Annotated in this window: 8 protein-coding genes; 4 read left to right on the top strand and 4 right to left on the bottom strand. The window is 56.1% G+C overall.

Going from position 1 to position 26110, the window contains the following annotated elements:
* Positions 1-96: 96 nt before the first annotated feature.
* The 4 genes from ACTS3T_RS13560 to ACTS3T_RS13545 all read left to right on the top strand — a co-directional run bounded on the left by ACTS3T_RS13560 (position 97) and on the right by ACTS3T_RS13545 (position 4177).
* A complete protein-coding gene (locus ACTS3T_RS13560; RefSeq protein WP_462935199.1) occupies positions 97-633 on the top strand; it encodes a hypothetical protein in 537 nt (178 codons plus the stop codon).
* On the top strand, positions 626-1303 hold the full coding sequence (locus ACTS3T_RS13555; RefSeq protein WP_462935198.1) for a hypothetical protein: 678 nt from the start codon (positions 626-628) through the stop codon (positions 1301-1303). Before ACTS3T_RS13560 ends, ACTS3T_RS13555 begins: the two co-directional genes overlap by 8 nt.
* A 110-nt stretch (positions 1304-1413) precedes the next feature.
* Positions 1414-2301: a PhnD/SsuA/transferrin family substrate-binding protein gene (locus ACTS3T_RS13550; RefSeq protein WP_462935197.1), complete on the top strand. Its 888-nt coding sequence runs from the start codon at positions 1414-1416 to the stop codon at positions 2299-2301.
* A gap of 49 nt (positions 2302-2350) precedes the next feature.
* Positions 2351-4177, top strand: a complete 1827-nt coding sequence (locus ACTS3T_RS13545; RefSeq protein WP_462935196.1) for a sensor histidine kinase — start codon at positions 2351-2353, stop codon at positions 4175-4177.
* A 21-nt stretch (positions 4178-4198) separates the two neighbouring features.
* Here ACTS3T_RS13545 and ACTS3T_RS13540 read toward each other — a convergent pair whose 3' ends face one another.
* The 4 genes from ACTS3T_RS13540 to ACTS3T_RS13525 all read right to left on the bottom strand — a co-directional run bounded on the left by ACTS3T_RS13540 (position 4199) and on the right by ACTS3T_RS13525 (position 25319).
* Positions 4199-13114, bottom strand: a complete 8916-nt coding sequence (locus ACTS3T_RS13540; protein WP_462935195.1) for a LamG-like jellyroll fold domain-containing protein — start codon at positions 13112-13114, stop codon at positions 4199-4201.
* A 97-nt stretch (positions 13115-13211) separates the two neighbouring features.
* Positions 13212-24272 carry a hypothetical protein gene (locus ACTS3T_RS13535; protein ID WP_462935194.1) on the bottom strand — a complete coding sequence of 3687 codons (11061 nt, stop codon included), beginning with the start codon at positions 24270-24272 and terminating at the stop codon, positions 13212-13214.
* Positions 24273-24446: 174 nt separating this feature from the next.
* Positions 24447-24869 carry a hypothetical protein gene (locus ACTS3T_RS13530; RefSeq protein WP_462935193.1) on the bottom strand — a complete coding sequence of 141 codons (423 nt, stop codon included), beginning with the start codon at positions 24867-24869 and terminating at the stop codon, positions 24447-24449.
* Positions 24870-24878: 9 nt separating this feature from the next.
* Entirely contained in the window at positions 24879-25319 is a 441-nt protein-coding gene (locus tag ACTS3T_RS13525) for a hypothetical protein (protein ID WP_462935192.1), read from the bottom strand.
* Positions 25320-26110 lie beyond the last annotated feature (791 nt).

The following is a 26110-nucleotide window of genomic DNA, read 5'->3' as shown; positions in this document are numbered from 1 at the left end:
TTGGCTGAGGGGGCGATCGCTCAATCGCTTATGCAACCGCCCTTTGAGCGATTTACCCTGGGTCAGACCTTTTGAGTTTAAGCGAGCAACAGCCGGATGCCAAGGCGTGTCAACCCCAAATGTTTAGCCTGCGCTCAGTTGTCTGCGGCTGAAGCACAGCAGCGACACGGCTCCACAGGCGACAACTGCTGGAATGAAAAGATTTGTCCCCGACGGCGTTCGCATTATCGCAATCGTAAAGACAACAATTCCAAGCGCCGTTCTCGCTATCGGCAGCAGATTTCTCAAAGCGCTGACGGCGAGTGGGTAGAGATGGAAATTCCCCTGGTCTTACCCGCCGTTGCTTACCTGTACCTCTACCGCGATAAGCGCAAAGATGCCCCCCTACACGCGATCGCAGCTTCGGTATGGCAGGGAGATGTCAAACTAATGGAAGTCAAGCCAATTCACTGTGCTGGGTTGCGAAATCGCCAAATTCAAACCTATCTCAGCCAGGTTTTAGCCCAGTTGGGCGATCGCTATGGCATTACCAAATTTGAGCCAGCCATTCGTCTAGAGCCGTTGGAATGTCCTATTGGCGGCTGTGCCCTGCGGCATCTTCCTAGCGACGGGGTGAGCCTCAGCGATGTCTAACCTTCATCCCTTAGAACAGGCGATCGATCGCACGTTTGCTGCCGCCACCGCTGCCCCCCAAACCGTCCAGATCCAGGAATTTTGGCCGCAGTTTGAAGCCGCGATCGCCCAACTGCCCCTAGCTGAGCAGCTCCGACTGGGCGCACATCTGATTACCCACCTAGCTCAACTCTACGAACTCAAAGCCGAGTGGCTACTCAACGCCTGGGAAGAGACTTACCAGCCACAAGAACCGCTGTTTTCAGAAGCGTGGCTACAGGGGCTGGTGCGCCAAACGCAACAGGTCGATATTTCCATGTTTACGGAGCCGCGCCGCCATCGCCGCGCCGCCAAAGTTGCCAAACAAGCAGCAGACTCGGTAGCTGAGGCCGTAGACAAAACCAAAGTTCTGGCCATGATCGATCAAATTACAGCCGAGGAAGCCGCCCAGCAAGCCCTAATGACCGCCCACGACGAAAATGTCTCCGCCTGGATTCAGGCGATCGCCACTTGGATGCAACAGCAGCAAATGACTCAGATCCCGCTGTTAGAACTGCATCGAGCTTTACAGCAGCCACTAGTAGAAATTTGGCTGGCACTGCTGTTGGGTAATTACACGCTGGAGCAACGCGGCGAATTTTATGCAGCAGCCAGTATTCGGGTGCAAGCCCCAAACGCCAGTTCGCTCTAAATCGGCGATCGCTTCACCCGATAGGGCCAACCATCCAGCGGGAAAAATAATAGGTACGAATCTGCCTATCAGTATCTTTTTGAGCAGAACTTAGCCTGCGGAGAACTGCCATGTTGAGACGACGCCCCTTCCTCATCTATAGCCTGCTGTTTTTGGGCGGCTGTACCTTGTCTAAAACCACCGCCTCCCGTTCAGAAGCAGACGCTCCGCGCCCCGAACGCTTGCGCTTTGCCGTGACAGATCTCAGCGGCCTCGACAAGCTAGAGCAAGACTTTGGCAGCTTTCGCCAAGCCCTGGCAGATGTCTTAAAAATGCCCGTCGAGTTTTACCCGGTCGAAAACTACTCGGCGGCAGCCCCAGCGCTACTGGCCAATGAACTCGATTTTGCCTTTGCTGGCCCTTCAGAATATTTGCTGCTGCGGGCAAGAGCCAAAGCCATACCCATCGTCGGCGTAACCCGATCTAACTATTACACCATGGTCATGACGCGGGTAGGTAGCGGCCTCGACACCCTAGCCGACCTCAAAGGCAAGAAAGTAGCTATGCGCACAGAAGGCTCTACCGCTGGCCATATTGTGCCCATGAAGCTTTTGCTAGATGCAGGCGTCAACCCAGGTGACTACGAAATTGAAATGCTGAATCGTGAAGGCTGTGAAGCTTTGCGCACGGGTCAGGTTGACGCCTGGACAGATTCGCACGATCGCTATGTTGAGTATGTGGAAACACCCGGTTTAGAAGATAAAGAAATTCAGGTAATCGCTACCAGCGACCCGCTACCAGCAGATGTGTTTGTGGTCAATCCCAGCTTAGGGGAAGGCTTTATCCAAACTCTGCAAACTCAAATGCTTGAGCATACCAATGTGCTGCTGCCAGCCTTATCAGCTTCTGAAGCAAACCAGAAGTACAAAACTTCTGAATTGATTGTGGTTGAAGACGCTGACTATCAAATGCTGCGAGAAAGTTATTACGCGATTGGCCAAGGCTCAGCAATTGAGTAATGATTCAAACATATCGTCAGTTTTTTCCTGATTAAGTCATGCCGATTCCATGCTCAAGCCGCTATCAATAGGACTCATTCGCCTGAATCAAGTCCTGAGAATTGATCAGAGCATCTCGAAGAAAATTAGCTTCGGCTATACCCTGGCGCTGGGCACCGCTATTCTGGGAACCATTTGTAGTCTCATTGGCAGCCACTACTACGCCCAGTCTGCTCGGTTGCAAACCCAGCAAATGCATCAGCAAAAGGAACTGCTCAATGATTTCAATCGTTCGCTTTTAAGTATTCAAACCCACCCGCTGCGGTTACTGGCGATCGCTGGCGAAAGTCGTATTTGGGTGCAATACGAAACCAACCAGTTCAACACCGATCTACGCCAGCTCAATCACCTGCTCGATCAGCTCGAACAGGTCGCCCAAACCAGCGTCCCCGTCGATGATCAACTGCTAGCCCTAGTGAACCAGTATCGGCAGACGCTCCTGGCCTACGAACAGTTTGCCCAAGCTATTTGGGCAGCGTTAGACGGCATCGATCAAAAGCAAGCCGCTAGTGAAACCCTCTCTAACGCCCTGAGCAGCGCTAGCGCCAGCGAACTCTCAACCACCCTAGAGCAACTTTCAGAAGACCTAACGCGAATACAGCAAACAGTTTCCCAAAACTATACTCAAGCCACCGCCCAGCTAGACCAGGTAGAACAGTTCCGGCTGATCATCATCTTGAGCAGTATGGCCGTCTCCATTGGTCTGGCTATCGCCTTGGCAACCCTAACCAGTCGGGCAATTGCCAGCCCGATTGAACAACTGACCCAGGTGGCTCACCAAGTTACCCAAGACAACAACTTTCGGCTACAAGCCCCCATCCAAACCAACGATGAAGTCTCTTTACTTGCAAAAGCGCTCAATCAATTAGTCAGTTGGGCAGGTCAATACACCACTGAGCTAGAAGCCGCCCGCCAAGCATCCGAACAACAAACTCAAGCGCTACAGCAGTCAGAAGCCTCTTTGCGGCAAAAAGCAGAAGACCTGCAGCAAGCCCTCGATGAGCTGCAACAGACACAAATTCAACTAATTCAAAGTGAAAAAATGTCTAGCCTGGGTCAGATGGTGGCGGGGATTGCCCATGAAATTAACAACCCTGTCAGCTTTATTCATGGCAACCTGCGACATGCCATTCAATATACCGACGAAATTCTTGCCTTATTAGATCTCTACGAGCAAAAGCAGTCTGCCAGCGATCCAGAAATTGAAGCCGCCTTAGTCGAGATAGATTTACCCTTTCTACGCCAGGATTTTCCCAAGCTACTGCAGTCTATGGAGGATGGCACCAGGCGCATTCGTGACATTGTTAAATCGCTGCGGATCTTTTCACGTCTAGACGAAGCCGCCGTTAAACAGGTGGACTTACACGATGGTATAGAAAGTACGTTGACGATTTTGGGCAATCGTCTCAAAGCCAAACCCGATTTTCCTGAAATTCAAGTCATTCGCCGCTATTGCGCTTTACCCCTAATTGAGTGCTACGCCGGACAGCTCAATCAGGTATTTATGAACATCCTCAGCAATGCTATCGATGCTTTAGAAATGCATCCAGCCGTTCTAGCGCCAACCATTACCATCACCACCCAGGTTCTAGACGCCAACTGGGTGGGGGTTTTGATTGCTGACAACGGCCCCGGCATTCCAGAGAGCGTTGGCCGTCGCCTGTTCGATCCCTTTTTTACCACCAAAGCTGTGGGTAAAGGCACGGGTCTGGGTCTGTCTATCAGCTATCAGATCATTACCGAAACGCACAAAGGCTATCTGGGGTGTGAGTCTACGCTGGGAGAGGGAGCCACATTCACGCTCAAACTGCCGATCAAGTTGTCGGCAATTTCCTAGTCCGCGCTTTATCCGCTCAGGCTAGGCTGGTGACGGATCTGAAAAAGGCATTGAGCAGACGGTTGACCCGGTTTGGGTAATCTTTTGGACGGCGTAAGTTGTTGCCTGGGCAACCCGCTGGGTAGCCGTCCATTGAAACACGGCTCGACGACGCACAACTTCCGTTTGCAGATCGCTGGCGTTAATCATTTCTACCCGGCTGGGGCTGACTCCCCAGGCAAAGCGCACACATTCAACCGCGCCGTCTGGATGGCGACGCAACAATCCATAAGCCGCTTCTGGGGCAGGTTGCACAGGCTCCGCTACAATTTTGACCTGTAGTACCAGCTGTTGGTCGGGTTCGCTAGCGGCTGCCTGACGGTATAGATTGAGGGTGAGCTGTAGGGTGTCATCTGCCTGCAAGAGCGCGCCTGCTTCTGCTGGAGCAGTATCAGCCACCGGGGTAAGCGGCGATCGCGCTAAATCTGTCAGCGCCCACTGCGTTAGTTCGGCACTGGGAAGATTTGCTAAGCGGGGGGCTAGATGGGGGAGGGCCAGCGCCGTTTCTATCCCCGCTCGAATCCGTTTTAATGTCAGGCTGAGGCGCTGAAAGTGCTGGGCAGCCGTAATTATCTGCCAGTCATAGCGCAGGGACAAAACACTATCGGGATTGTATTCACGCCGATCGCAGGCTAGTTTTAGCCCCACTAGCTGCGGCTGGCTGGGATCAGTCGGATTGGGCACCTGCACCTGAGCGACCGTATAGGCCGTTGGAGAAGCTAGTTGGCGGTTGTATTCGGGATCTTCAAACTGAATGAACTGGGGCTGAAGCGGCAACGGCAGCGCCAGGGGATCTCTCAGCCGCAGCCGGAAAGACAGGGTTTGGCTGAAGTTGTCAGCAGCGGCGGCTGGCTGAATTTCGGCCTGTAGCCTCAGGGTAGATCCGGCAGGCAGTAGTTCTAGCAAGTTTTTAAGCTGTTGGCGCTGCTGGCTGTCGGCTGGTTGATAGCGTTGTTCTCCGGGCGTGTCTGGGTCTGCGGCAATAAAGGCAATTGTGATACCATTGGCGATCGCTTTGAGCGTGATCTGCCAGTCGCTCAACGCCGTTGGCTGGCTCAGCGTCCCTCTGTGGGCGTCTACGCGGTAAACAAGCTGACCGTCCCAATCCGCCGCGATCGCTCCCCCAGCCGGACTAATCAGTTCTAGTCGTAGCCGTTGAGCTGGGGTGGGTAGATTATTGTTGCCCAAGGTTGAGCCAAAAAAGGCTTCGTCGGCTGGCCCAGGGGTGACTAAGGCATTGCGATTGGGTTCAAAGTAACTGGCCCAGGGCTGCAAAGCCTGATCCGGTAGGGTATTGCTGGGCAAAGGCACCGGGCGCGGCAGGCGGTGTTGCACAGGCACACTACCAGAAACCAAAACCGAACCTGTACTGGGGCGATCTGCGGCTAAAGCCCCCTGGCGCAGGATGTGGTGGCGACAGTTGAAAAAGACGCCGGGGCGATCGCCGACAATCAGGTAGCGCAACGTCCCCGGCAGAATGGCCTGCCAGCGATCGCCCGCTTCTGCCTGAGGTTGAAACTGTTCTAAACCGTCAATTAGCGGTAGCGGGGGCTGCAAAGCTACCGGGAGCAAGCTAGCGATCGCAGCCGAGCGAAATTGAGCAGGCAGTCCGGCGGTGGGTCGAGCCGCCGCCGTTGCCGAGCGATATTGCACCGTGTACGGAGTTGCTTGCCACCAAAGTATCCGTTCAGCCTGATCGTCTAAGCCCAAAGTCCCCACCACTCCCTGCTTTTGACCCGTATTTTGCAGGCTCAGCCGCAGGGCACTCAGCCCCCACGGCCAGGGACGATTTGAGGGCGACTGGGTGAAGTAAAGCGGCTGGGCACCCGTTGTGGGGGGGGGCAATAGTTCAAAGGAATTTAGCGTTGCTAGCGGTGGTAAAACGCTACCGCCAAAGTGCCCTTCGCGGAAGCGGAGTTGGCTAACAGGCGATCGCAGCCGAAACACCCGTTTTAGCGGCAGTTCTGCAGGCTGTAACTCAGCAACAATGCCGTAGGTATAGGTGGTAATTACCGTCGCCACCGCCTCTGGGGTCGAATCAGCAGCGCTTAGGCGGCGGATTTCGCGAAAGCGCAACACCGCCAACGGTGACTCTGGCGATAGTCGCAGGTGCGTTTCTTTAGCCCAGACCAAACTTTGCTCTAGAGCGCTTAGGGTTTCCCAAAGGTGACTAGCAATGGGGCGCAGCGATCGCGTCACCCGATCTAAGCACAGCAGTTCGGCTGAAACCAACTGTCTTTGATAGGGAACCGGGGCGGCTGGCAAAAATCCTAAGCCCAGATAGGGGCTAACGGCAAAACTTTGGGGCAGCGGATTGGCCGTGTCGGCAGAGGCTGGTGGTAGCAAGGTAGCGGCGGCATAGCGGCTGAGAGCCACGGGCGAGGGCTGCGTCAGTTGGCTGGTGGCTAGCTGCACGCCAGTATTCCCCCAGGGGTAGGCAGTCGCTTTGAGTGGGCCGCTGTAGCCTTGGGCAAAGTGTTGAGCCACCTGGCTAGCGCTTAAAGCCTGGTTATAAATAGCGACTCGGTAGTATTTGCCCAACCAGGGGGTCTTACCTTTGTACAGGCGATCGCTAGTGTCATAGGGCTGGCCTTCATTTCCCAGCGTTAGGCTCAGATCGAAATCCCAGGTCGAAAAATCTCCCGGTACTAAGCGACTGGCCAACAACTCACCGTCTAAATAGAACCGAGTTTCCCCCTGAGGGTTGCGGGTATAAACCACATGGCAAAGACGCTGGCTCAAACGCCCCCTTTCGGTTTGAATAAACGGCTCTCCGGGCAGATCATCCCGATAGCGCTTGCCTTCATCGTTGGTTTGCGAAGTTTGTACCCGGGCGACAAAGAAATCAGGCGGTTCCCGTCGGGTCTTTTCGGCACCTTGCTCTAGGCTAAAGCTACAGTTTGACGGTCGTGACAGGCTCACAATTGGGAAGGGGCCTTTTTTATAGGGGTAGTCAGCGGCGTAGGTCGGCTGAATCCAAGCTTCGACCGTCAGCGCCTTGGTCGCCTGACAGGCCAGCGTCAGTTTGGTGGCAGGGGTGGGTGAAATTAACACAGCAGGTCGCAAAAGGCTGAGGCCGTCGGCTTGCCATTGCCAAGCAGGGCCAGTCTCTTCGCGGCGATTGTCGCGGTTGTCTTCGTTGTCGCGATCGCCTTCACGGGCAGCTAACAAAACCAAATCCAGCGGTTCGCCCACTCCAGAGCTATCGGCTACGGTGTTGCCCGTCCCCCCCTGAAACTGGTAAAGCACTTGCAAACCCGCCGGAGCCGCTAATCCCTGAGTTTTTAACAAACCTGGGGTCGGCCTTTGGCTTGGATCGCCTGCCAGGGGGTTGGCCGCCGGGGGAACCGCAAAACGCCCACTATCCATGTTTTGGCTCAACGCCGGGGCGCGGCTCAAGCGGGCAGGTGAATCGGGTAAAGCGGCCATTACGCTTTGAAACTGGCGGGGCAGCGTTTCTGGCACAGGGTGCTGTAGGCGGAACCAGCTTTCTTCTAGCGATTGCGCGTCTAACCGTCCCCAGGTGCGACCCGCTGCCGTGTCTAGAGCGGCGATCGCCACCTGAATCGTAGTCACATCACCAGGGGCAGGCGGTTGCCAGCTTGCCAGCATTAAAGCCAAGGGCGAAACTGGCTGTGGCTGAGCCAGGTGCAGCACCGGGTCGCCTTGAAGCGGCGCTGGTACCGCAGCCGTTACATCCAGAGCCTCAGTAGGCTGCAAACGCCCTAAGCAAGGCAGATTCAACAACAGCCAGCGCGGATCTGCCGGATCGCTGGGTTGATAGTAGAGCGGGCTGCTAAGAATTCCCTGCTGGCTACCGTTGGGTAAAAACTGCAGCGTTGTCGGGCTGAGGGCTGTCAGCGGCGCTTGGTTGAGCCAGTGGTAGCCGCTGGCTTCAATCAGAACCAGCGGTTGGGCTAAAGTCGTTAGTTCTGCCAAAAGCGCTGTCCGCAAAGCCGGGTCAAAATAGCCAGCGCCCTCTTGGGCTATGCCAGCGCTGGGGTCGGGGCTGGCGATCGCAGCCCAGCTTTCTAAGCGGGCTTGAAACTGAGCGGGGGCGATCCAGCTTACGACTTGGGTCACACTCCAGCGGCGATCGTGCCGGAGTTGAATCTGCAGCGCCTCGCCATCACCGCTAAACTCTACAGCAATGAGCTGATGCTCTACTACTGCCCAAAACTGCCAGAGCGCTTGCGGCTGCAATTGAAACAGCAAATTGCCTTCCCCTGCCCTTAGCAGGTGAGCGGGTAGCTGATGCTGGTTCAGCAAAATACGCAGGCTGTGACGCCAGTGAGGCAGCGATCGCCAACCTGAAGCCGTCGGCAGCAGCGGCAGATGCAGCAGCGTGGGTTCAGCCTCAGCCTCAACCCGCAACGCCTGCGGCCAGGAAATCAGGTTTTTAACCTCTAAAACGCCGTTGAGCAGCAGCGTTTCTGACCAGGCATCTGCCTCGGCCTGCCAAGTCGTGGTGTAGGCACACACCACCTCTCCGGCTGAAGCACCAAATACCTGGGCAAGCTGCCCAGAGCGCACCGCTGCCGGGTTTTCGGCGTCAGTCTGCAAAAACTGCCCCCATTGACAAAACAGCAGCGTTTCTAAAAAGGCACTGGTGAGCACCAGCGTCGGGATGCCTTCGGCCACGGGCTGTAGCTCGAAGGTAATCGCAGCAAATCCCGGTGCTTCAGCGGTAGTGGCATCGGCTAGAGGCGATCGCAAAGCCATACCGGGCAACAGTTGCCAGTCGGCATTGGCGGTTGAAACCTGGTAATGCTGCCAGCGAAACTGTAGCGCCTTCGAACTGGTCACCAGCGTTCTAGCGGGGGGGGTAGCCGTAGGGTCAAGCCTGAGGGCAGCCAAAAGGGTGGCCTGTGTCCACTGGGGCGATGGGTCGGCAGCCACCGTCAGCAGCGGAAATCTGACTTGCCCCACCCAGGCAAGGCGATCGCCTGAGGTGGCCGCACCAGCGCTACCCGCCGATCGCCCCAATTCCAGCCGAATATCCAGATGAGCCTGATGGTGACGCCCCACCGGATCAAGGGTCAAAGACAGACAATCTGGACGCAGATACGCCGTTTCAGCCGCCACAGCATAAACCTGAGTTTGAGCCGGGGTGGCGGCGCTAAAGATCCACTCAGCCGTCGTTGCAGGCGCAGCCGTGGGGTGCAGGTCGTTTAGCGGTACCGTCCACAGGTGGTCGAAGAGAATAAACTTGAGCTTTGGGTTTTGCAGCTTTAGACCGTCGCCCGCTGCGGTTAACGTCACCGCTTGCCAAACTAACAGCGGCGCATCACTGGCCTCATTGTCTTTTAGCGCTAGGGGCCATTCACCTTGTTCGGCCACTAGGGCGATCGCTGTGAGGTTGAGTTCGTCGGTTTCGCCAGGGGTAAAGGTTAGCTCAACGGCGTTGCTAAAGTCTGTCAGTTCGCGATCGCTCATTAACGGTAGCTGCAGCCGTCCAATGATCACCACCTTTTGTAACTGGCCGTTGGCTAGCGCTACCGTTTCTAGCGTCAGGGGGTAAAAGTGCAGGCTAAAGAGGGGCAAATAAGCAGTCGAGGCGGGATCCGCCGCCAAGCGCCACTCATAGCCTGCTAAAAAATCATGCTGCCGCGAACGAGCTTCCGGGTCATTGACATCTTGCGCCAGGGGCGACAGGCGATCGCGCCGCTGAAACACTCCGGTAGTGAGCGTTGTGGCCTCAGGCAAACGCAAAGGCAAATCTCGAAACCAAAGCTGCCAGGTCGAGTGGCGATCGATCGTCAGCGGTAAGCTTTGCTGAGCCGTGGTCAAAGCATAGGGAATCGTCAAATCGGTTGTTGCCCGAAAACTAACGGGGGTTTGTAACCAGGGCTGGTTAATCTGCGGCCATCCCCGCACCAGCCCGCGCTGATCGGCCAAGCCGTCTGCCTGTAGCTGAGCGGCCATACTCCCCGCCGTCAGGGTATAGGCCGTAGGCGTTGGCGCTGGCAGGTGGCTGATCTGGTCGGCGGTTACGGCAAACTGGCCGGAAATACCCGCTAGAGCCGTCTCTGCCGAGAGGCTGGTAGCCGCGCCATTTTGCAGGGTCAGCGTCCCCGGATACTCGCTCAGTTGAAACCTGGGCTGCACAAGCCATTCAAAAGGTTCAATCAGGTGTTGCAGCCCCCGCTTGAGCTTAAGCCTGTAGCGGCTTTCACCGTCTGTCAGCAGCCAGTGTTCGCCATCGGGCTGTACCGTCGCCGCCGCCGACAACGCTATTCCTTGGGTCTTCAAGAGCTGCCGCAGTCGGGCTGATACGCCGCCAGCCGTTAGCACCTCTGCCAGCGCCACTTCATCAACGCTAAAAAGCCAGGTTTCAGGGGGGCCAGCCTGGTAAACCTGCAAACAGCCCCAAGCCGTCACGCCATCAGCGCTGGCTAAGCTGGCCAGTTGACTCAAGGTTTGCCAGTGAGCGCCTAAGGTTTCGCGCGTCAGCGGCTGCGGCGCTTCAGGTGTCGGTGAGTCGGGCAGTGGCGAAACAGCGGTCGGATCGACCACCGGGCTGGGCAGTTGAGCAAAGGCGTTAATTTCGTCGGTATAGGGCAGATCAAAGCGGTAATTGGGCGTTAGCCCCAGCGGATCGGCCTCTATGCCCAGGGGCGTTAAATCAGCCAGCGGATCGAGCAGTACCCCCGGTAAGGACAAAGCCACCAGCGGTAAATCAAACTGCGATCGCCAGTCGGTAGCCGGGGCAGACGAGCTTTGATCGCTCAGGCGCAGCCAGCTAGCCGCGCTCGCAGCGGCAAATAGCCACTGTTGCGGTAAGCCCAGAGAGTCTACAGGCAATTCAAACGGGACGAGCTGGCGGCTGGCGCTGGCATAGTTGGGGGGGGTCTGTGACTGGGTTAGGGGCAGAGCTTGCACCATAGGCAGACGCCCGTGCCGTTGCCAAATTAAAGGTAGCTGAACGCTAAAGGTATCGGCTCGTAAAACCCCTTGCTGCACCATGCGGGCAAAGACCGTGGCCGTTGTCGCCGCCGAAACATCCTCGGTGGCCCAGGTAAGAACGCGATCGTCTATTTCGTAACGCAGACGCCAAGGCCCCAGTTCAGCCGAGGGTTGTTGGCTGTTGCGATCGCGCACAGCTAGCGTCAGATCTGGGAGGCTCATCAGCATCGGCGCTGGAAATAAATCTTGATCCGGTTGAGCCGTTTTCAGGGCAAAAGACTGTAGCCCAGTCACCCAATCGTCTAAATCGGGTAGGGCATCTTCAATTCGCGGTGCCGCCGGACTCAGCCAGAAAAAGCCGTTAAGGGTAATCACCGGATTGCTGACGTCTAGGTCAATCTGACTCAGGCGAAAGCCTGCCGCTGTGGTGCTAAGCTGCCAGGTACCCGTCAGCCGATCGCCATCTGTCCAGGTCAGGTTCCAGGGTTGCTCGGCTGGGTATTGGGTCAGCACCGCTTCGTTACCCAGGGCGATCGCGCCTTGTAGCATAGCCGGGGTAGCGGTCGGTAGCGGATTTTCCAGGGTGCTGTCGAGATAGATTTGCTCGGTTAGGTTAGCCACCGGGATCTGCGCCCAGCCGTTTTCGAGCGGCATGAAGCCCCAAACCAGCGGCGGCTGGATGGGTTGCTGCTGGGTTGGATCGCTAGCTTGGATCCACTCTGGCTCGGCGAGGTTCTGAGTATGGCGCAAAAAACGGGCGACGGCGACCGGGCTAAAGGCGGTTTTCAGCGCCGTAGTGGTCAGGCGCTCTTGAATGCCGTCAGCCGCCACCTGATACTGATAGCCCAACGACCCGGCGGCGAGGGGGGGCGGGGCGGCGGGCTTTGTGGTTGTGAAGGTGAGCTGTAAGCCGCTGGCGGCAGCAGCGATCGCTACCTGAGTCGGGGCAATGCGAGCTAGCGAAGTCGGCGGCTTCTGACTGTTATAGGGCGGGCGATCGCTGATAATCAGGCTAAATTCATCGGGGGCAAACTGAAGGCTGGCCGGATCGCCCCAGTCAGGCATCAGCCAAAACAGATCGGGCACAGCTAGCGGTGCTGTCATCTCCAGCGTTACCCACTGCGGCAGGCGATCGCTTGTCACTTCTGACTGAGGTGCACTTAGGGGATGGGCGGGATTCAGGTAGCGGCTGAGCTGCTGCCACACCGCCTTCCAGGTTTGGGCTTCAGCCGGGGTCAAGCGCTCTTTTTCAGGCTGCACCCTAAACTCACCCAGCCGGACGTTGCCTGCCGCATCTCGGCTAAAATCGCGCCGCAGCCAAAAAGGAGCCTGCACCGGGCTGGCATCTTCTTTTTGCCAGGGTAGCCAGGTCTGCCCATAAACCGACAACCCGCTGCTGTGAACCGTTATTTCTGCCAGCAGGCGGGCAGGTTGGGGGGGCTGATCCGGCTCAGAGGCGGGCTGGCGATGCTGAAACGCGGCGGCAGCTCGTTCAAGGGGTAACGCCTGGTACAGCCGTTCGATCGCCCCGGACTGCGGTGTGAGTTCGGCCAAACTTATCTCGCCAGCAATGCACTGCAGCGACGGCGGCAAAAACCGATCGCCGCTGGGGTCACCCGTTGCCGCTGGCCAAGCGGCGGCTTCGGCCTGTACTAGCAGCAAGGCCAACTGGCCGCTGGCCAAGCTGGCTTTTAGCCCAGGTACGGATAAATCCGTTGGCGCTATCTCTGCGGGCGATCGCTGCCAGAGATAGCGATCGCCTGCCTCCCCGTTGGGCTGCACCCTAACCTGGCGCACAAAGCTCAGCAGCAGCAGGGTTCCCGGCAAAAAGAGTTGGCTTTGCTCCCAGCGGGTCTGGGGCGTCGTCTCCAGAAAGAGCGTCCGAAACGCCCAGTTTTGCGAATCGATCGCCTGTAAAACCTCAACCTCAGCCGACCAAAGCGGCCCCGTAATCTGGACTTGTTTTAGAGCATCAGCGGCAATGCGGGACATGGGGGTCTCCTGGTGGCGGCGGGGCAAAAGCGACAGATAGAAGCAGGCAAGCAGCAGGGCTAAAAGGGTTAGCCCTATCAGGCTGAAGTCAAATCGGTCAAGGCTGGGCGACATCGCGGGGCAGTTCAAGCGGCTGTAGTCGAACCAAACCGCTTGGTTTGGCACTGCCTCGGCGAGCCATCAGGTGGAGTTGCCCCCCTTGCAGACTTTGGGTCAGCGATTGGTTAAACAACTGTTGAATCGCAGCGCGATCGCCAGCGGTCACCAGCGTTTGTAGGGTTTGGGCTTCAGCCACCGTCATCAGGCCGTGGTAGCGCAAAATAGCACCTTCACCCAAGCGCAGCCGAGTCGATAGCGTCGTCGGCACAGCCGGGGCAGCGCCTTGCCCTAGCACAATCGTTTCGGTAGCCGGATCGAGGCGATCGGCTTCATCCGGCTGTGGAGCCAGCCGCATGAGTTGATCAAGGGCATCAATCAGAGCTAAATCTGGCAGGTCTTGACGCCAGCGTTTGAGCGCGCTTTGGTCAGCAGCTGTCATGACGCCCCGCCAAATCAGCGCATAGTCGGTAGGAGCCGGTAGCGGGGTGAGCGATACTTTGGCGTGCAAGGCTGGCGGCAGACGATTGAGATCAAAAACCGTCGTCAGATAACCCTGCACCCACCAGCGCTGGTAGAGGTTGTCAAGCACCTGTCGATCTTGCAAGTCCACCAAGAGCCGCTGCAAAGACGTCTGCGTGGCAGATCCCTGGGCGGCAAAGCGATCGCGTAGCTGGTTGCCTGCGGTTTCGGTAAGCGATCGCCTGCCGCGCAGCAACTGTCCCCGCACAATCACATCAGCCCTCTGCTCTGGCGACAGGTCACTTTGGCAGGGTCGATAGTCAACCCGGCACGTCACGCCTTCGCTAGCCTCAATCAACTGATTAAAAGCCGTTAGGAAGGTTTGCAGCGGTGTTCCCCGAACAAAGCCAGCCAGTACGGCCTGTACCTGGCTTTGCCAGCTTCTCGCATCGACTGCATAAAGGTCGCGCCAGATTAGCGCCGCCGTCTCGGTCGGAATCGTCAAGCGGGTTTGAGTCCAGTCAGCAGCAGCGTTATTGCCCTGGGCTTGCAGCCGTTGTACCAGCAAAGTCGGTGTCACCCGCCAAACCAGCGTGACGGTATAGGCCGTCGTCAAAAAATCGCCTGCTGCTGGCGTCGCCGCAATGGCGTTGGCCTCTCCCGGTGTGGTGAAGTTGGCAAACTGGGTGAGCGCCGCCGCTAGCCGCTGTTGAGCCGTTGTCAACGCTGACTGCTGTTGCTGTAGGCTTTGTGCTTGCGAGTCTAGGGCTTGTAGGTCTTGGGTTAGCGCCTGCTGCTGTCGCCGTAAAGCGGCAATTTGGCTACTGCCCAAGTTGAGCGGCAATTCTTCTAGAAGGCGAATTTGCTGTTCAATGACCGCTATTTGGCTTTGCAGCGTTTGCCGTTGGTTAGCCAGGTCGCGCTGCTGCGCCGCCAGAGCTTGTTCGCTCGCTTGGACGTAGGCTTTTTGCCCAGCTAAAACCAATCTAAACAGGGCGATCGCCCCGCTTTGATAAGTCGCACCCGGCACCCAGTTGTAAACCGTACTCAGAGCCGCCGCCGTGATTTCTCCCGTCCATTGCAAGCTCCAGGTAGCCCCCTCGCCATCAGCCGTCAGCCGCAGTTTGGGTTCTACGGCAGGCGGCAGCGGCGGGGCAGGCGGGGGCGGGCTATAGAAGCTGCTGGCTTGTGCCGCTTCGAGTTTGGCTATCAGGCGATCGACAGCGTGATCAAAAATCAGACGGCGCAGGTCAGCGGCTTGCTCAGCGGTCATTGAGCCAGACCAGGTCAGCACGGGCTGCTGCCCGTCTAATTGAACGTTGGCATGAAGCGGGCTGGGCACATCTGTCTGGCTGAGGTAGGGCACAGCGGCGATCGCAAAGGCGGTTTCAGCAGCGTTAAAATCGGGCGATCGCACCACCGCCACCCCGGCACCGTCACCCGGTGGCGGCGTTTGGCCTAAAAGCTGGTACAGAGCAAACTGAAGTTTAGCATCACAGCGATCGGCTAGCGCTTGCATCGCAGATTGATCAGCGGCATCTGTCAGCAAGAGCAGCGTCGCAGGCACATGGCGGTAGTCTAGCCCCGTCAGATTGGGCAAAGCAACAGGCTGAACTTCACCGGGGGGTAAAAAAGCCTGAGTGGCGACAATGCGGCTGGCATACCAGTCGTTGAGCAGGGCAGAAGCAGTCGTCAAACCCGCTGCCAGTAAAAGCTGTGATTCAGCAGTTGCTTGAGCCAAAACTTGCCAGAGGGCATCGCGATCGCGCTGGGTAAATACGCTTAAAACCTGCAAGCGCTGGTCGCTAGCCTCAAACGCCAGCCGATAACGGGTCGTTTCAGCCACCGTCGAAAAGTCATAGGGTCGCTGTAGCGGTACCTGGTTAATCTGACGAATGGCTAAATTCAAACCGTAGTCGCTCTGGGGGGCTGTCGGCGGTTCAATTGCCGTAACGTTGCCGCAGAAAGTTTTGCCCAACTGGCGAATCTGATACTGTTCGGGTTCGCCTTCTGGCTGGGCTACCCAGGTTTCTACCTGTACTTCTAGGTTGCCTTCTTGCACCTGCACCAACTGGTAGACCACGGCTAAATCGGGCAGCGCCGAGGGGGTACGCTGATTGTTGGCCTCCACCTGAGGTTGCTCACTGGGCCACTGATCGCGCACCGCTGGCGGCAGGCTATCCCAAAGCTGGCTTAACGAAATTCGCACCTGACGGCTGGGCAAAGCCAGCTCTAGGGTAGCCGGAGGGATGCCAAGGCGGCCAAACGGGGCAGGTAAGGGCACGGGTTGCGGGTCTTGTCCGGCCATCCAGGCTGAGGGGATAGGAGAGCGGTATTCAAAGTCTTTCTGAATCAGACTGTTGACGGGAGAAACCACGCAATCGCTTTGGGCAATCACCAATAACTGATGCTGATAGAAAAAAGGCAAAGCATCCCACTGCAACACCAGCGCCCCTTGCTGGAAGTTACCCAGCCGCAGCGGTAAATCTAGGCTGCGCAGGTCAGCGTCAATTTGCCCTAAATCTTCAGCGCTGAGTTGGGCAAAGTCGGCGTCGGTTAGGGGAATTCGCTGGTAGTTTATATGATCGGGGAGAGGGCCATCGGCAGCAGCGGGCAGGGCCTGCGGATAGGTATTTTCAACCCATTTGAGGCTGAGTCTGTGGCTGCTTTGCGCCGCTGCCGTTCCCTGAATCCGCATGAGATTATTGATCCGGCTGACCCAGTCATCGCCGTTGGTGGCCGTGTAGGCAAAGCGGCGCAGCAAGCTAAACGCCACCTGACGGAACTGTAGCTGTCGCGCCAGGGTTTGGTTGCGCTCCATCAGCGTTTGTTCAGGGTGTCGGGCAATGATCACTTCCCAAGTTCGTCCCGGCGGCACAGGCTGACCAGGAGCCGCTGGGGGATCTAAACGAGCCGAACTCAGCACCACAGGCATCGCCAGCGGGCTGATGCGATCTAGCACGACATCTAGCCCCCCCGCAGCCGGATCGGGCTGGGCTGCAGCTAAATCGGCCTCATCCCGGCGATCGGGAAACAGCGCCGGAGACTTGAGCAAGCTCGACCACAGCAACCCGTAGCGGTTGTTGGGCCGAATGTAATAGCGGTAGGTATGGGCCCACTTGTCGGGCAGCAGATGGTCGTATTGCAGCCGTCCGCTCTCGTCTGGGGTAGCGGGGGCGGGCGTATCAATCCGGGGGTAGGCTGTTGCCAGCCAGGGACCGGCTGCTGTATGGGCTAAGCCCTGTTCAGTCTGACTGGGGACGGCAGCGGCGTTAAAGAAACGCAGTGACCACAGCAGCACATCGGGCAGCACGGTTTTAAGTTCGTTGCCACTGGTGGGCACCTGAATTTGAGTTTCAGCCTCGCTGCTGTTGAGCGATTCAGCATAGTGTTTAAAGATTTGCCACTGCTGCGCCGCGACAGCAGCAGTCTGAAAGTCAGCCGCTAGGCGATCAGGGTCAGCGGTGAAGTAAGCCGAGCGCGGATCGCTCACCGCCAGCGGTGTAATGACTATCGGCAACGTCTGATCAGCCGCCCCTGATTGCCCTATCACCTGGCTAACGCTGGGCAAAGTCGCAGCCCGCAGCAGCAAATTCACCTGGCCGTTGAGCGGGACGGTAACTGTGCGTTCAATTTGAGTTTGTTGGGGGTTGCCCGTCGGGTCTATTGTGGGCGTTAGCGTTAGCTGCGGGCCGTTGGGGTCAGATTGATCAATGAGCGTAAAGGGTTGCGTAAATTCAAACCGCAAGCGGGCTTGAGCATTGTTTTCACCCGCGATCGCCACCATACCGTACTGCTGCACTTGCTGAATCACTGGTCGCAAACTGATCTGGATAAGACCCAGCAAACCCGCTAGCGGTACAGCCGCCTCGGCCTCTAGACTAACGCTCTGCCCCGCCTGAAACAGCAACTCGACCTGGAGATGGGGAGCTAGGTCAGGGTAGCGGGGGGCAAGCTGTTGGATAACGGTTTGCACCGCCTGAAGCAAGCGATCGCCTGCTAGAACGTCACCTGTCTCTGCCTGACGCAGCGAGAAGGTAGTGGTGAGGCCAAAACGCTGCAACACCCCCCAACCATAGGGATCCGCCTCAGGCGCGGTGGCTTGCAAAAAAGTCGTCAGCGTCTGGGGTTGGAGCGGTGGGCTAGTCTGCAACGACACCAGGTAGGTTGCTTGCAACGTTTGGGTTAGGTCGTTTAAGTAGGGGTGTAGGGCAGTGGCGCGATCGCCCGCCCCCTCTGTAACCCCCACCCATTGAGGCCACACCAAAATCGACTCCCGCCAAGAATACCAGGGGCTTTCAGCAATATCAGCCCCCGCCACCGGATGGGCTTGATAGTGCAACCGCCGCGCGATCGCGCTGGGATACCAGGCTTCCCATTGGTTGACAGCCAGGGTATCACCTGGAGTCAGCAAGCGATCGGCGGCAGAAAGCATCTGCACTTCTTGAATGGGTCGCAGCGCTTTGGCTAGCAAATCGCGATCGCTAAAAGTTTCCGTCGTGTGAGCGTCAATATCTAACGCCAGCAGGTCATAGCTAGCCGTCAGCGCTAACGGATAGGTGAGCGGCTGGCTGGGGCCTTGATTCCAGCGAAATCGAATACAGCGAATGCCCTGCGGATGCTGCCGATAAGCCAGCTTTAAGCTGTCGGGGGTGCCGTCAAAGGCAAACTTCAACCCAGCAGTTTCAATGCCCTGGGCGCTAAGCTGCGCCGTCGGCATCGGGAAATGGGCTGTGCCGACAATAGCCCGCTGGTCTTCTGGCGGCAACAGCGGCAACCGCAGCGGCTGTGGTAGCCATTCCAGCTCAGCGGGGCGGCGTTCTTCTACCTGGTCTGACTGATCAGTAGCCGCTGAGTTGAACCGCAGCAACAATTGCACAGGCGCTAGCGCCGAAGGCACCTGGTTGAGCGAAACCGTCTGAAAATAGATTTTCCAGGAGTGGGGCTGCCAATTAGCGGTCAAAATTCCCTGCTGGTGCAGTTCGGTTAACGACACCGTGGCTTTTCTGGCGCGGCGCAACCCTTCAGGCGTTAGCTCAATTTTGATATCAGTGGGCAAAGCCCGTGAGTTGCTGGTTGGCAGCAGCTTGGTACGCGGACGCTGGGTAGCGCTATCCAGGCCGTAGCTGCCGATGGGGAGCGTTGTCTCCCGCCGAAAGATCAGGTAATAGGCTTGAATTGGCACCCGCACGCCTGCTTGGGCATCGCTGGGTTCCGTCCAGGTGACGGTGCAAGCCGCCGGGGGCACCAGTGCAGCCGCGATCGCCTGATCAGCCGCCACCGCCTGCAATTGGGTGTTGGCTGTCGTGAGCTGATAGTTCACCTGAAATTCAGCGTCTACAGGCACCGGGGGCGGCTCATTGGGGTAGCGTGTAGCTACTAGCGTCAGCGGATGTCCGGCATTGCCTGCAAAGTCGTAGGGGGTGATGGTGTAGAGATAGCTGAGTCCTTCGGCTGGCAGGTTGACAATGTCGTCAAGGCTTTCTTCGGTAAAGTGATCGACAATTTGAAAACGCGGTTTGAGAATGTTGAGGACAGAGCGATCGGCGGTTTGGCTACGGTTGAGCACAGCCGCGCCTTTAACCGGGTAGACCACTTCTGGCGCTTGACTGCTCAGAGGCCGTCGCCGCACCTGGTAATATTGCAGATGATGTTCGGGGTCTTGCTGCAGACGGGTGAGGCTGGTTTCGGCATCAGCCGTTGCCGTAGGGGAATGCGCCTGAACCAAATCCCAGGTAATGGCGATCGTATTGGCGTCGGTAAAATGCTGCACCCGCTGGAACTGGGGCGGATTTTTGCCAAAGTCAGTTGCAAAGGTATTAAAGGTACGCAAATAGCGATCGCGGCTAGCAGGCTGGGTACCGCGACGGCGATCGCGCTGAAACAGCTTCGGCGCTTCAGCTTGAGGCACGTTTTCATCTAGCCAAGTCGGGCGCTGGTGCTGGGGCAGCCGGAACACCAACCCCATCTGAAACGCCACCGAGCGTTGCGCCACCTGCTGCCGTTCGGCGGCGTTGGCACTGTTGACGTATTTTTGCAGGTCGCCCATCAAATCATTGATCACCATACTGCGAACCTGATGAGCCTGCTGATTGGCCTCTAAAACCTGGCTGGGGTCGCTCGACGCGCGATCGCCGTCGTAGATTGTTGTTTCCGAGCTAAAAGCGGCTTCTAGCACCCGCTCATAGGCATAGTTAGGGTCACGCTTAAAAAAGGGCGAACCGCGAAACTGCTCTGTTGCTCCCCGCACCGCCGCTTCAAAGGCATTGTCTGACGGATTTTGCACCCGCTCATCTTCTAAGGCCGCTTCAGTCATTGCCAGCGAAGCCGGATCCTGCACCGGAATCACCTCCTGGGTCTGGGGGTCGGCGTCGGTGAGGTAGGCATTGCGCAGATAATCTTGCAGCGTTACCGTCTGCTGGGTTGGATCGGGCTGTTCTGAGCCATTTTCAAAGGTGTCGGCGTCTTCAAACAGCGCTTGACCCCAGTCAGCCCGCCAGGTAAGGCCGTCTTCGGTTTGAGAAACTTCGGCTCGATCCGCGGCGATCGCCTCGACGGCTTCAAACGCATCGCTGACGGGGTTAAACCACTGTAAGTAGGGGGGTAGCCCGGTGGGGAAAGCCAGCCGAAAATCGCGGTAGGTAGCAGCGGTAAAGGCAACGCTGCTGTCAGGCGGTACGGGCAAAAATCCTGGCTGGCCACCATCGCGCATCGATCGCGGAAACAAGACAAAGTAAGCAAACTGCTCCGGGCCTTCTCGCACCACAAAAACGGAATAGTCTGGTGTATCGAAGGCGGTATCCGGTAGCCGTTCAATTTTGGGTTGAGACGGTTCCGCAAACGACGCTGTCGCGCCTTCAGCCGCCGCTGCTGTTATCGGCGTCTCTTCTAGAGTCAACGCTTCTGGCTGAGGCGCAGCCGCAAAGCTCACAGGTTGAGCAACGACTGATCGCAGGGCGGCAGGTTGAGGCGATCGCAGGGCGGCAGGTTGGGGCTGGCTGGCATCTACTCCCGGCAGCGAGGTATCTACTTCAGTAGCTTCCAGTCCTAAGTTGAGATATTTCTCAGTTCGCTGCCGCGCTAAGGTAACGGCATCGGGGTTGGCCTTGAGCTGCACATTAAACTGCAAACGATGCCCCATAGCCGAAATCGCCAGCGTACCCGAACCGCGCAGTCCGGCATCTCGCAAGCCATTAACGGCAAACTCTAAACCTGCCGTAAAGTTGATGTTGAAGCTAAAGCGGTAGCTAAGGCGAAGGGTCTTAAACAGCAGCGGAATTTTAATCCACAAAGAAACCGCTAGCTGAATTCGCAACTCTAAGCCAATTGCCCCATAAAGCGTTGGCTGGTCGTTAGCGCCAAAGCCCACCACGCCAATATAACGGGCTCCATAGGCAGCATTGGCTCGCGCGGTGACGCTAGCCCCCACTAGCCCCAAACTAACGCTGGCAGAAATTTCTAGGCTGGCTCGCGCCAAAAAGCTAATGCCCAGCACCATTTCGGTGGTGCTAATGCGGAAAATAAAGCCGCCGCGAATGTCAGCATTGAGCGGCCCCAGTTGGTTTGACCAGCGCAGCATATTCGGCCAGCCCAGCTCAAAATGCATCAGCCCTGGCTCAATCAACAGCGTCGCTGAAAACTGAGAACTGCGAATGGCCGACTGGGCAAATTCTGGCAGTGGCGGCTTGCTCCCCAGATGACCGTTAGGGTTAGAAGCCAGATGGGCTAAAAAGCGTTTTTGTCGCGGCCAGAGAAAGACAAAGCCACTAAAGAGCGGTTCCAGGTTCTTGCCCTGGTTGCGGGCTTGAACAAAAGCGCCATAGCTGGTGTTGATCCAACCGCGCACGTTCATAAAGAAGGTGAGGTCGCTGCGGAAGGCAATCACCGCATCAAATAGGTAAACACAGGCTAAGGCTTCTTCTTTGGCGGCATTCCAGGTCAGCGGCGAGGGAGCCGCTGAAAGCTGGGCAATCATCGCCCGCAGCACAATCGTCCAACGCGGATCTTGACCGACGGCTTCTAGGTCAATCGACCAGCGATCGCGACGCGACAAATCCCCTTGCGTCCGCGACAGTACCTTCAACTCTTTTAGCAACTCAGTCAAGCTCTGGGCTTCGTCGGCTCGCTTGATGCCGACTAGGGTATAGCGGTAACCAAAGCCGAGGCCGACTTCACGAATGTAGAATTCGACCACGGGCACCCGGAAGCTGACCTGACGAATTTCGATGTAGATGAACCAAGCCCGCACCCAGGGCTGATCTTCACTTTTGCGCACCCGGTAAAAGCCAAAGCTAGCAGCGATCGGCGGCATTCCTTGAATTTCTAAGACGCCTTCGCCTTCAAAGCCCTTTAGCAGTTCATCGTCTTTGAATTCAACTACGCCGTTAAGCTTAAAGGCTTCACCAGCGCTGATATCCAGCGGCAGCTTATCCATATACAGCCGGGGCAAAAAGCCACCAGGCTCCGGCAAGCCAATAAACAGCGAATGCAGATCGGGTCTGTCGCTGGCGACGTCGCCTTTGCCCTGAGCAAACTTGAGCTGGCCGCTAATCTGCATCGCCACATCGTTGCCAAAAGGCGCAAACTGAGGAATAAAGCCGATCGCCCGCAGTTCAAACTCGTAGGCTCCTAAGAAGGGAAAGGCAATCGGCTTGGGCAGTTCAATCAAAAACTTGACATGCTTGGCAATAACGCTGGCATCGCCCGTCAGCGGACAATCGACCAAATCAATTTGAATATTGGGCAGTAGCGAAAGCGCCCCATTTTTGCGATCGTCTCCCTTTTGCAACGTGAAGCGGGCGCTGCCCGTCAGGGTGAAATAAAGATGGAAGCGATCGTCGTTGACGAACTTCAGCCCCATAGCGTCAATTGAGAAGCGGAAGCGGGTGCCTTTACAATCGAGAATCTTGTTGCCCTGAATTTTGGCACCGCCTGCCACTAGCTTCAGATGGCCGTCTACCTGCTTAAACTGCAGCGAAATATCGGCCATAGCATCGCCCACCAGCTTAGGCGGCAATGGCCCGGAGCCGCTGAGGGTGAAGTCTAAAATTTCGTTGTCAACAATACGTAGCTGGCTACCGTGAAAGCGGTATTGGGTGTCGATGCCGTTGAGCCGAGCAGGGCGATCGCTCACCGTCGCCGTTAAACTAATGCCTTTAGGCGAAAGCGCAAAATCTTCGACAATAAAAACAATCGGGTCGCGGCTGGCCTGAGTGTAAGCAATCTCAATTCTGGCCCCTTCAGCCTGCTGAATTTGATAGTTAAAGTCTTTAGTGACCAGCGTCAGGTGGTGGTACAGAGGCTTTTCGGGGTCAAAATCCGGCACCTTGACGCCAAAAAACTCCCACTCTAAACCCAAAAGCTGAAACTTATCGCTAGCTGCCGCCGATGTGGCACCTTCCTTTTTCGGCGGCTGGAGCTTTTCCGTCTCAGAGAACAGTTCTAGCCCCGTGGGATGACTAACCGCAATGGCAAAGCGATCGATCGCGAACTTGACAGGCAGTTTACTGCGCAACTTCATGCCGCCAATCGTAACGGTGGCCGGAAAGCTGATTTTAATTAAGCTGGCTCCGGTTTCGGGGTCGCTTTCAAAACCCAAGTCGGTGGGCTTGCCCAGGGTAATCTTTTGGCTAAGCTGCTTCAGCGAAGAGGGCGATCGCCCGGATGCCGCTCCATTGGGAGGCCCAGCAGGTTGAGCCGGGGGAGTTGTATCTTCCTGGCCGTCTGACTTGAGAAAGGGAAACGTAAATTCTGCTGGCTTTGACTCAGCCGCCGCGCTAGTAGCAGCAGGCGTTGAGAGCGCGGCGGCGGGTGCAACCATCCGAGCGGCTACAGGGGGGCTGCTACTTGAACTCGGCAGCGATAGGGGAAAAGCTTCGCCTAAAAATTGCAGCGTCAACGCCCAGTCAGTAGGCTCAAAGTTGACCAGGTATTTGGCGGCGGCGGCTGAGCCTAAGGTTTTATCGACTAGCGTAAGGGCGATCGCCTGGTTAGCGTGCAAAATCAGGCTGATGGCCTCGGCTGAAGACGCCGATCCCTGCGGCGGCAAGTCCTCATCATTCTGCAACTCCCGCAGCGTGTCTAAACCAGGAATATCCCGCGTCCAAGCCAGCGCACTAGATACCACCAGTCGCTCGTTAGCAGGCATCGCCAGCGTCAGCAAAAAGCGGCCTTCGATCACCTTTTGCCCTGCCTGCACCACCGTCTGCCGTACCAAGCTAAACGTCAACAAAATACCCTGCGGCGGTTCAACGGTGACGCCCAAAAGGTCAAACTTTTTACCCAACGCCAGCGTAGACTTGCCCGTGAAGGCAAAATACTCTACCCCCTGTGCCGTCGTTTTGAGTTCGATATTAATATCAAGCAGGTGCAAATCAGGAATGCCAGCAGGCAGGGTAAAGCCACCTAGCTTGCTGGCTAGCCCCAGCAAACTGATAGACGATTCTTGGGCTAAAGCACCCCGGTAGGTGCGCGTCGTTTGCTGTTCAAAATCGCTGGTGTAAGCAGCTTCGAGGCGAATATCAACGCCACCCAGGGAACCGAGAATATAAGCCTGAGCGGAAATCGATTTGCCAGAGCCGGGGGAGAGGGTCGAAGTCAAAAGGAACTCCTGGTCATTTCAAGGGGGGGCAACAGAGACAGCACCGTATCTGGGGAGAGGCGCAGAACCGAGCCATCGAATCAAGCAGCTAAGCCAAACAAAATCAGGTAAACTCGCGATCAAAATCCAAACTTGGCGGGGAAGGTAGCGCCATAGGTGGCGCGAACAGAAGCTTTAAGCAGTGGGGTGGTAGCACAAGCCCAAACCGACTTCCGAAGCGGCAATAATTTGGCTTAGCTCAGCAGATAAATTTTGGGTTTCGATCGCATCGGCAAAGCTGGCTTGAAAGGCAATGGTAAAGCCGCCGTTAGCCGCAATTGAAAAAGCTGAAATATCAACCAAAATTTGACTGAGCAAATCGTTTAGCAGCTCCGTTTGTCCCGGCTCAAAGCTGCGATCGCTGAGCCACTGTTGCAGCTTACTAAAATCGACTTTGCCCGTGGTTGACTGCAAACTTAAACTGGCCTCGGCAGCTAGCGCTGCGCTAAAGTGATCGCCTAAACGTGCGATCGCCGCTTCTAAATTGGCGGAGTTTAAATCGTGCAAATTTAGAACAATGGTTTGATCATCAATGGTCAGCGTCAAAGCATCAATCATAAGCATTCACTAAGCCGCATCTTTTTTATAGGAGAACCCAATACCAATTTCTTGAACGTCAATAATGGCTTTAAGATCCTCTGAAATATCTAGATTTAAATCAATTTCAAAGGCAATCACAAATTCTCCTTTAGCCGAAATTGAAAAAGCCGTAATCGTAATCACCGTATCTTCAAATAGGTCAGCAGCAGAAACATCAAAGCCTTTGCTTTGCAGCCAATTCAACAATTCCTGCATTTTGACCGAAACCGTCTGTCCGGCAGGCAAGCTAAAAGACAAAGCTTCCTTCAAAGCCGACTTAAACTTTTCTTGAGCGGCTTGGCGGTTGCCCTGATCTTTGAGTGCTTTAATTTCGTCTAACAGCGAATCGGGTAAATCGGAGGAAGACAGCGTAATATCTTTACCACCAATCACAAAAGTCACAGAAAACTTAGGGACAACTGTTGCCATCCTGGTTAGCTCCGGTTAGGTAAATATTGCAAAAGCTGAGGAAGCAGTTTTTGTAGATAGCTTCCTTAAGCTTTGAGGTAAAAATAAAATCGAAAAAGCAACTTTTCCAACGGCCAAATTTAATTCAGCAGTTGCTTTAACACCAATATTGACGTTATCAAAACGTCTAAATTATAAAAAGGGTTGCATACACTAGCGCTCGACTAAAACCACGGCTTTCACCAAAATCTCAGCCCAATTTTCGCAAATATAAATCAGCTCAGCCCAGGTTGAAACATCTCTTATTCTAAATCTGCATATTTCCAGATTTTTTCTAAAGAAGTGCGATAAAAAAGAAATATCTTTTGCCAAAAATTGAATGATTTCCCCGTTGGGCGAGTAAAAAGCGATCGCGATCGCTGTTTTCATTCACCCCCGCTTTCGCAACCCTCCCTCAAAAGCGGATTGCCCTACGGCCAAAAGGACTAGCGCAGTTTAGTTGATCCACCCTGAATTAGGCATCTGGATCAAAGCCATCAACAGCCACATTAACTGTGAAGCAAGATAAGGTAAAAAGTTGCCGACCAGTCAGCTATAGCTGTAGCCATTAGGATTAAGACACCTAAAGCTGAAAGTCGCTGACAGAAAGCCTTTCATTCTGCTCTCAGCCCTCTGTCTTTAGTTATAGCTAGAGAACTGCTGCTGTCTACTCTCTTTTGCAATGGATTCACTCAAAAGCGGGTGTGAGTAAACCAGCATAAGGCTGGTACCCCACCCGCTTTGATCTATCCTTCGCCAACAGAGCTAATGAA

The organism is Almyronema sp., assembly GCF_052168255.1.
Taxonomy (GTDB): Bacteria; Cyanobacteriota; Cyanobacteriia; order Phormidesmidales; family Phormidesmidaceae; genus Sphaerothrix; species Sphaerothrix epifaneia.
Note: the sequence above shows the minus strand (reverse complement) of the source record. Positions and strands in the feature narration are given on the sequence as shown.

What these genes read in the sequence shown, in the direction of transcription:
- ACTS3T_RS13555 (WP_462935198.1), top strand. Translation starts at nt 626, where the DNA reads ATGTCTAACCTTCATCCCTTAGAACAGGCGATCGATCGCACGTTTGCT.
- ACTS3T_RS13550 (WP_462935197.1), top strand. Translation starts at nt 1,414, where the DNA reads ATGTTGAGACGACGCCCCTTCCTCATCTATAGCCTGCTGTTTTTGGGC.
- ACTS3T_RS13560 (WP_462935199.1), top strand. Translation starts at nt 97, where the DNA reads ATGCCAAGGCGTGTCAACCCCAAATGTTTAGCCTGCGCTCAGTTGTCT.
- ACTS3T_RS13545 (WP_462935196.1), top strand. Translation starts at nt 2,351, where the DNA reads ATGCTCAAGCCGCTATCAATAGGACTCATTCGCCTGAATCAAGTCCTG.
- ACTS3T_RS13530 (WP_462935193.1), bottom strand. Translation starts at nt 24,869, where the DNA reads ATGATTGATGCTTTGACGCTGACCATTGATGATCAAACCATTGTTCTA.
- ACTS3T_RS13540 (WP_462935195.1), bottom strand. Translation starts at nt 13,114, where the DNA reads ATGTCCCGCATTGCCGCTGATGCTCTAAAACAAGTCCAGATTACGGGG.
- ACTS3T_RS13525 (WP_462935192.1), bottom strand. Translation starts at nt 25,319, where the DNA reads ATGGCAACAGTTGTCCCTAAGTTTTCTGTGACTTTTGTGATTGGTGGT.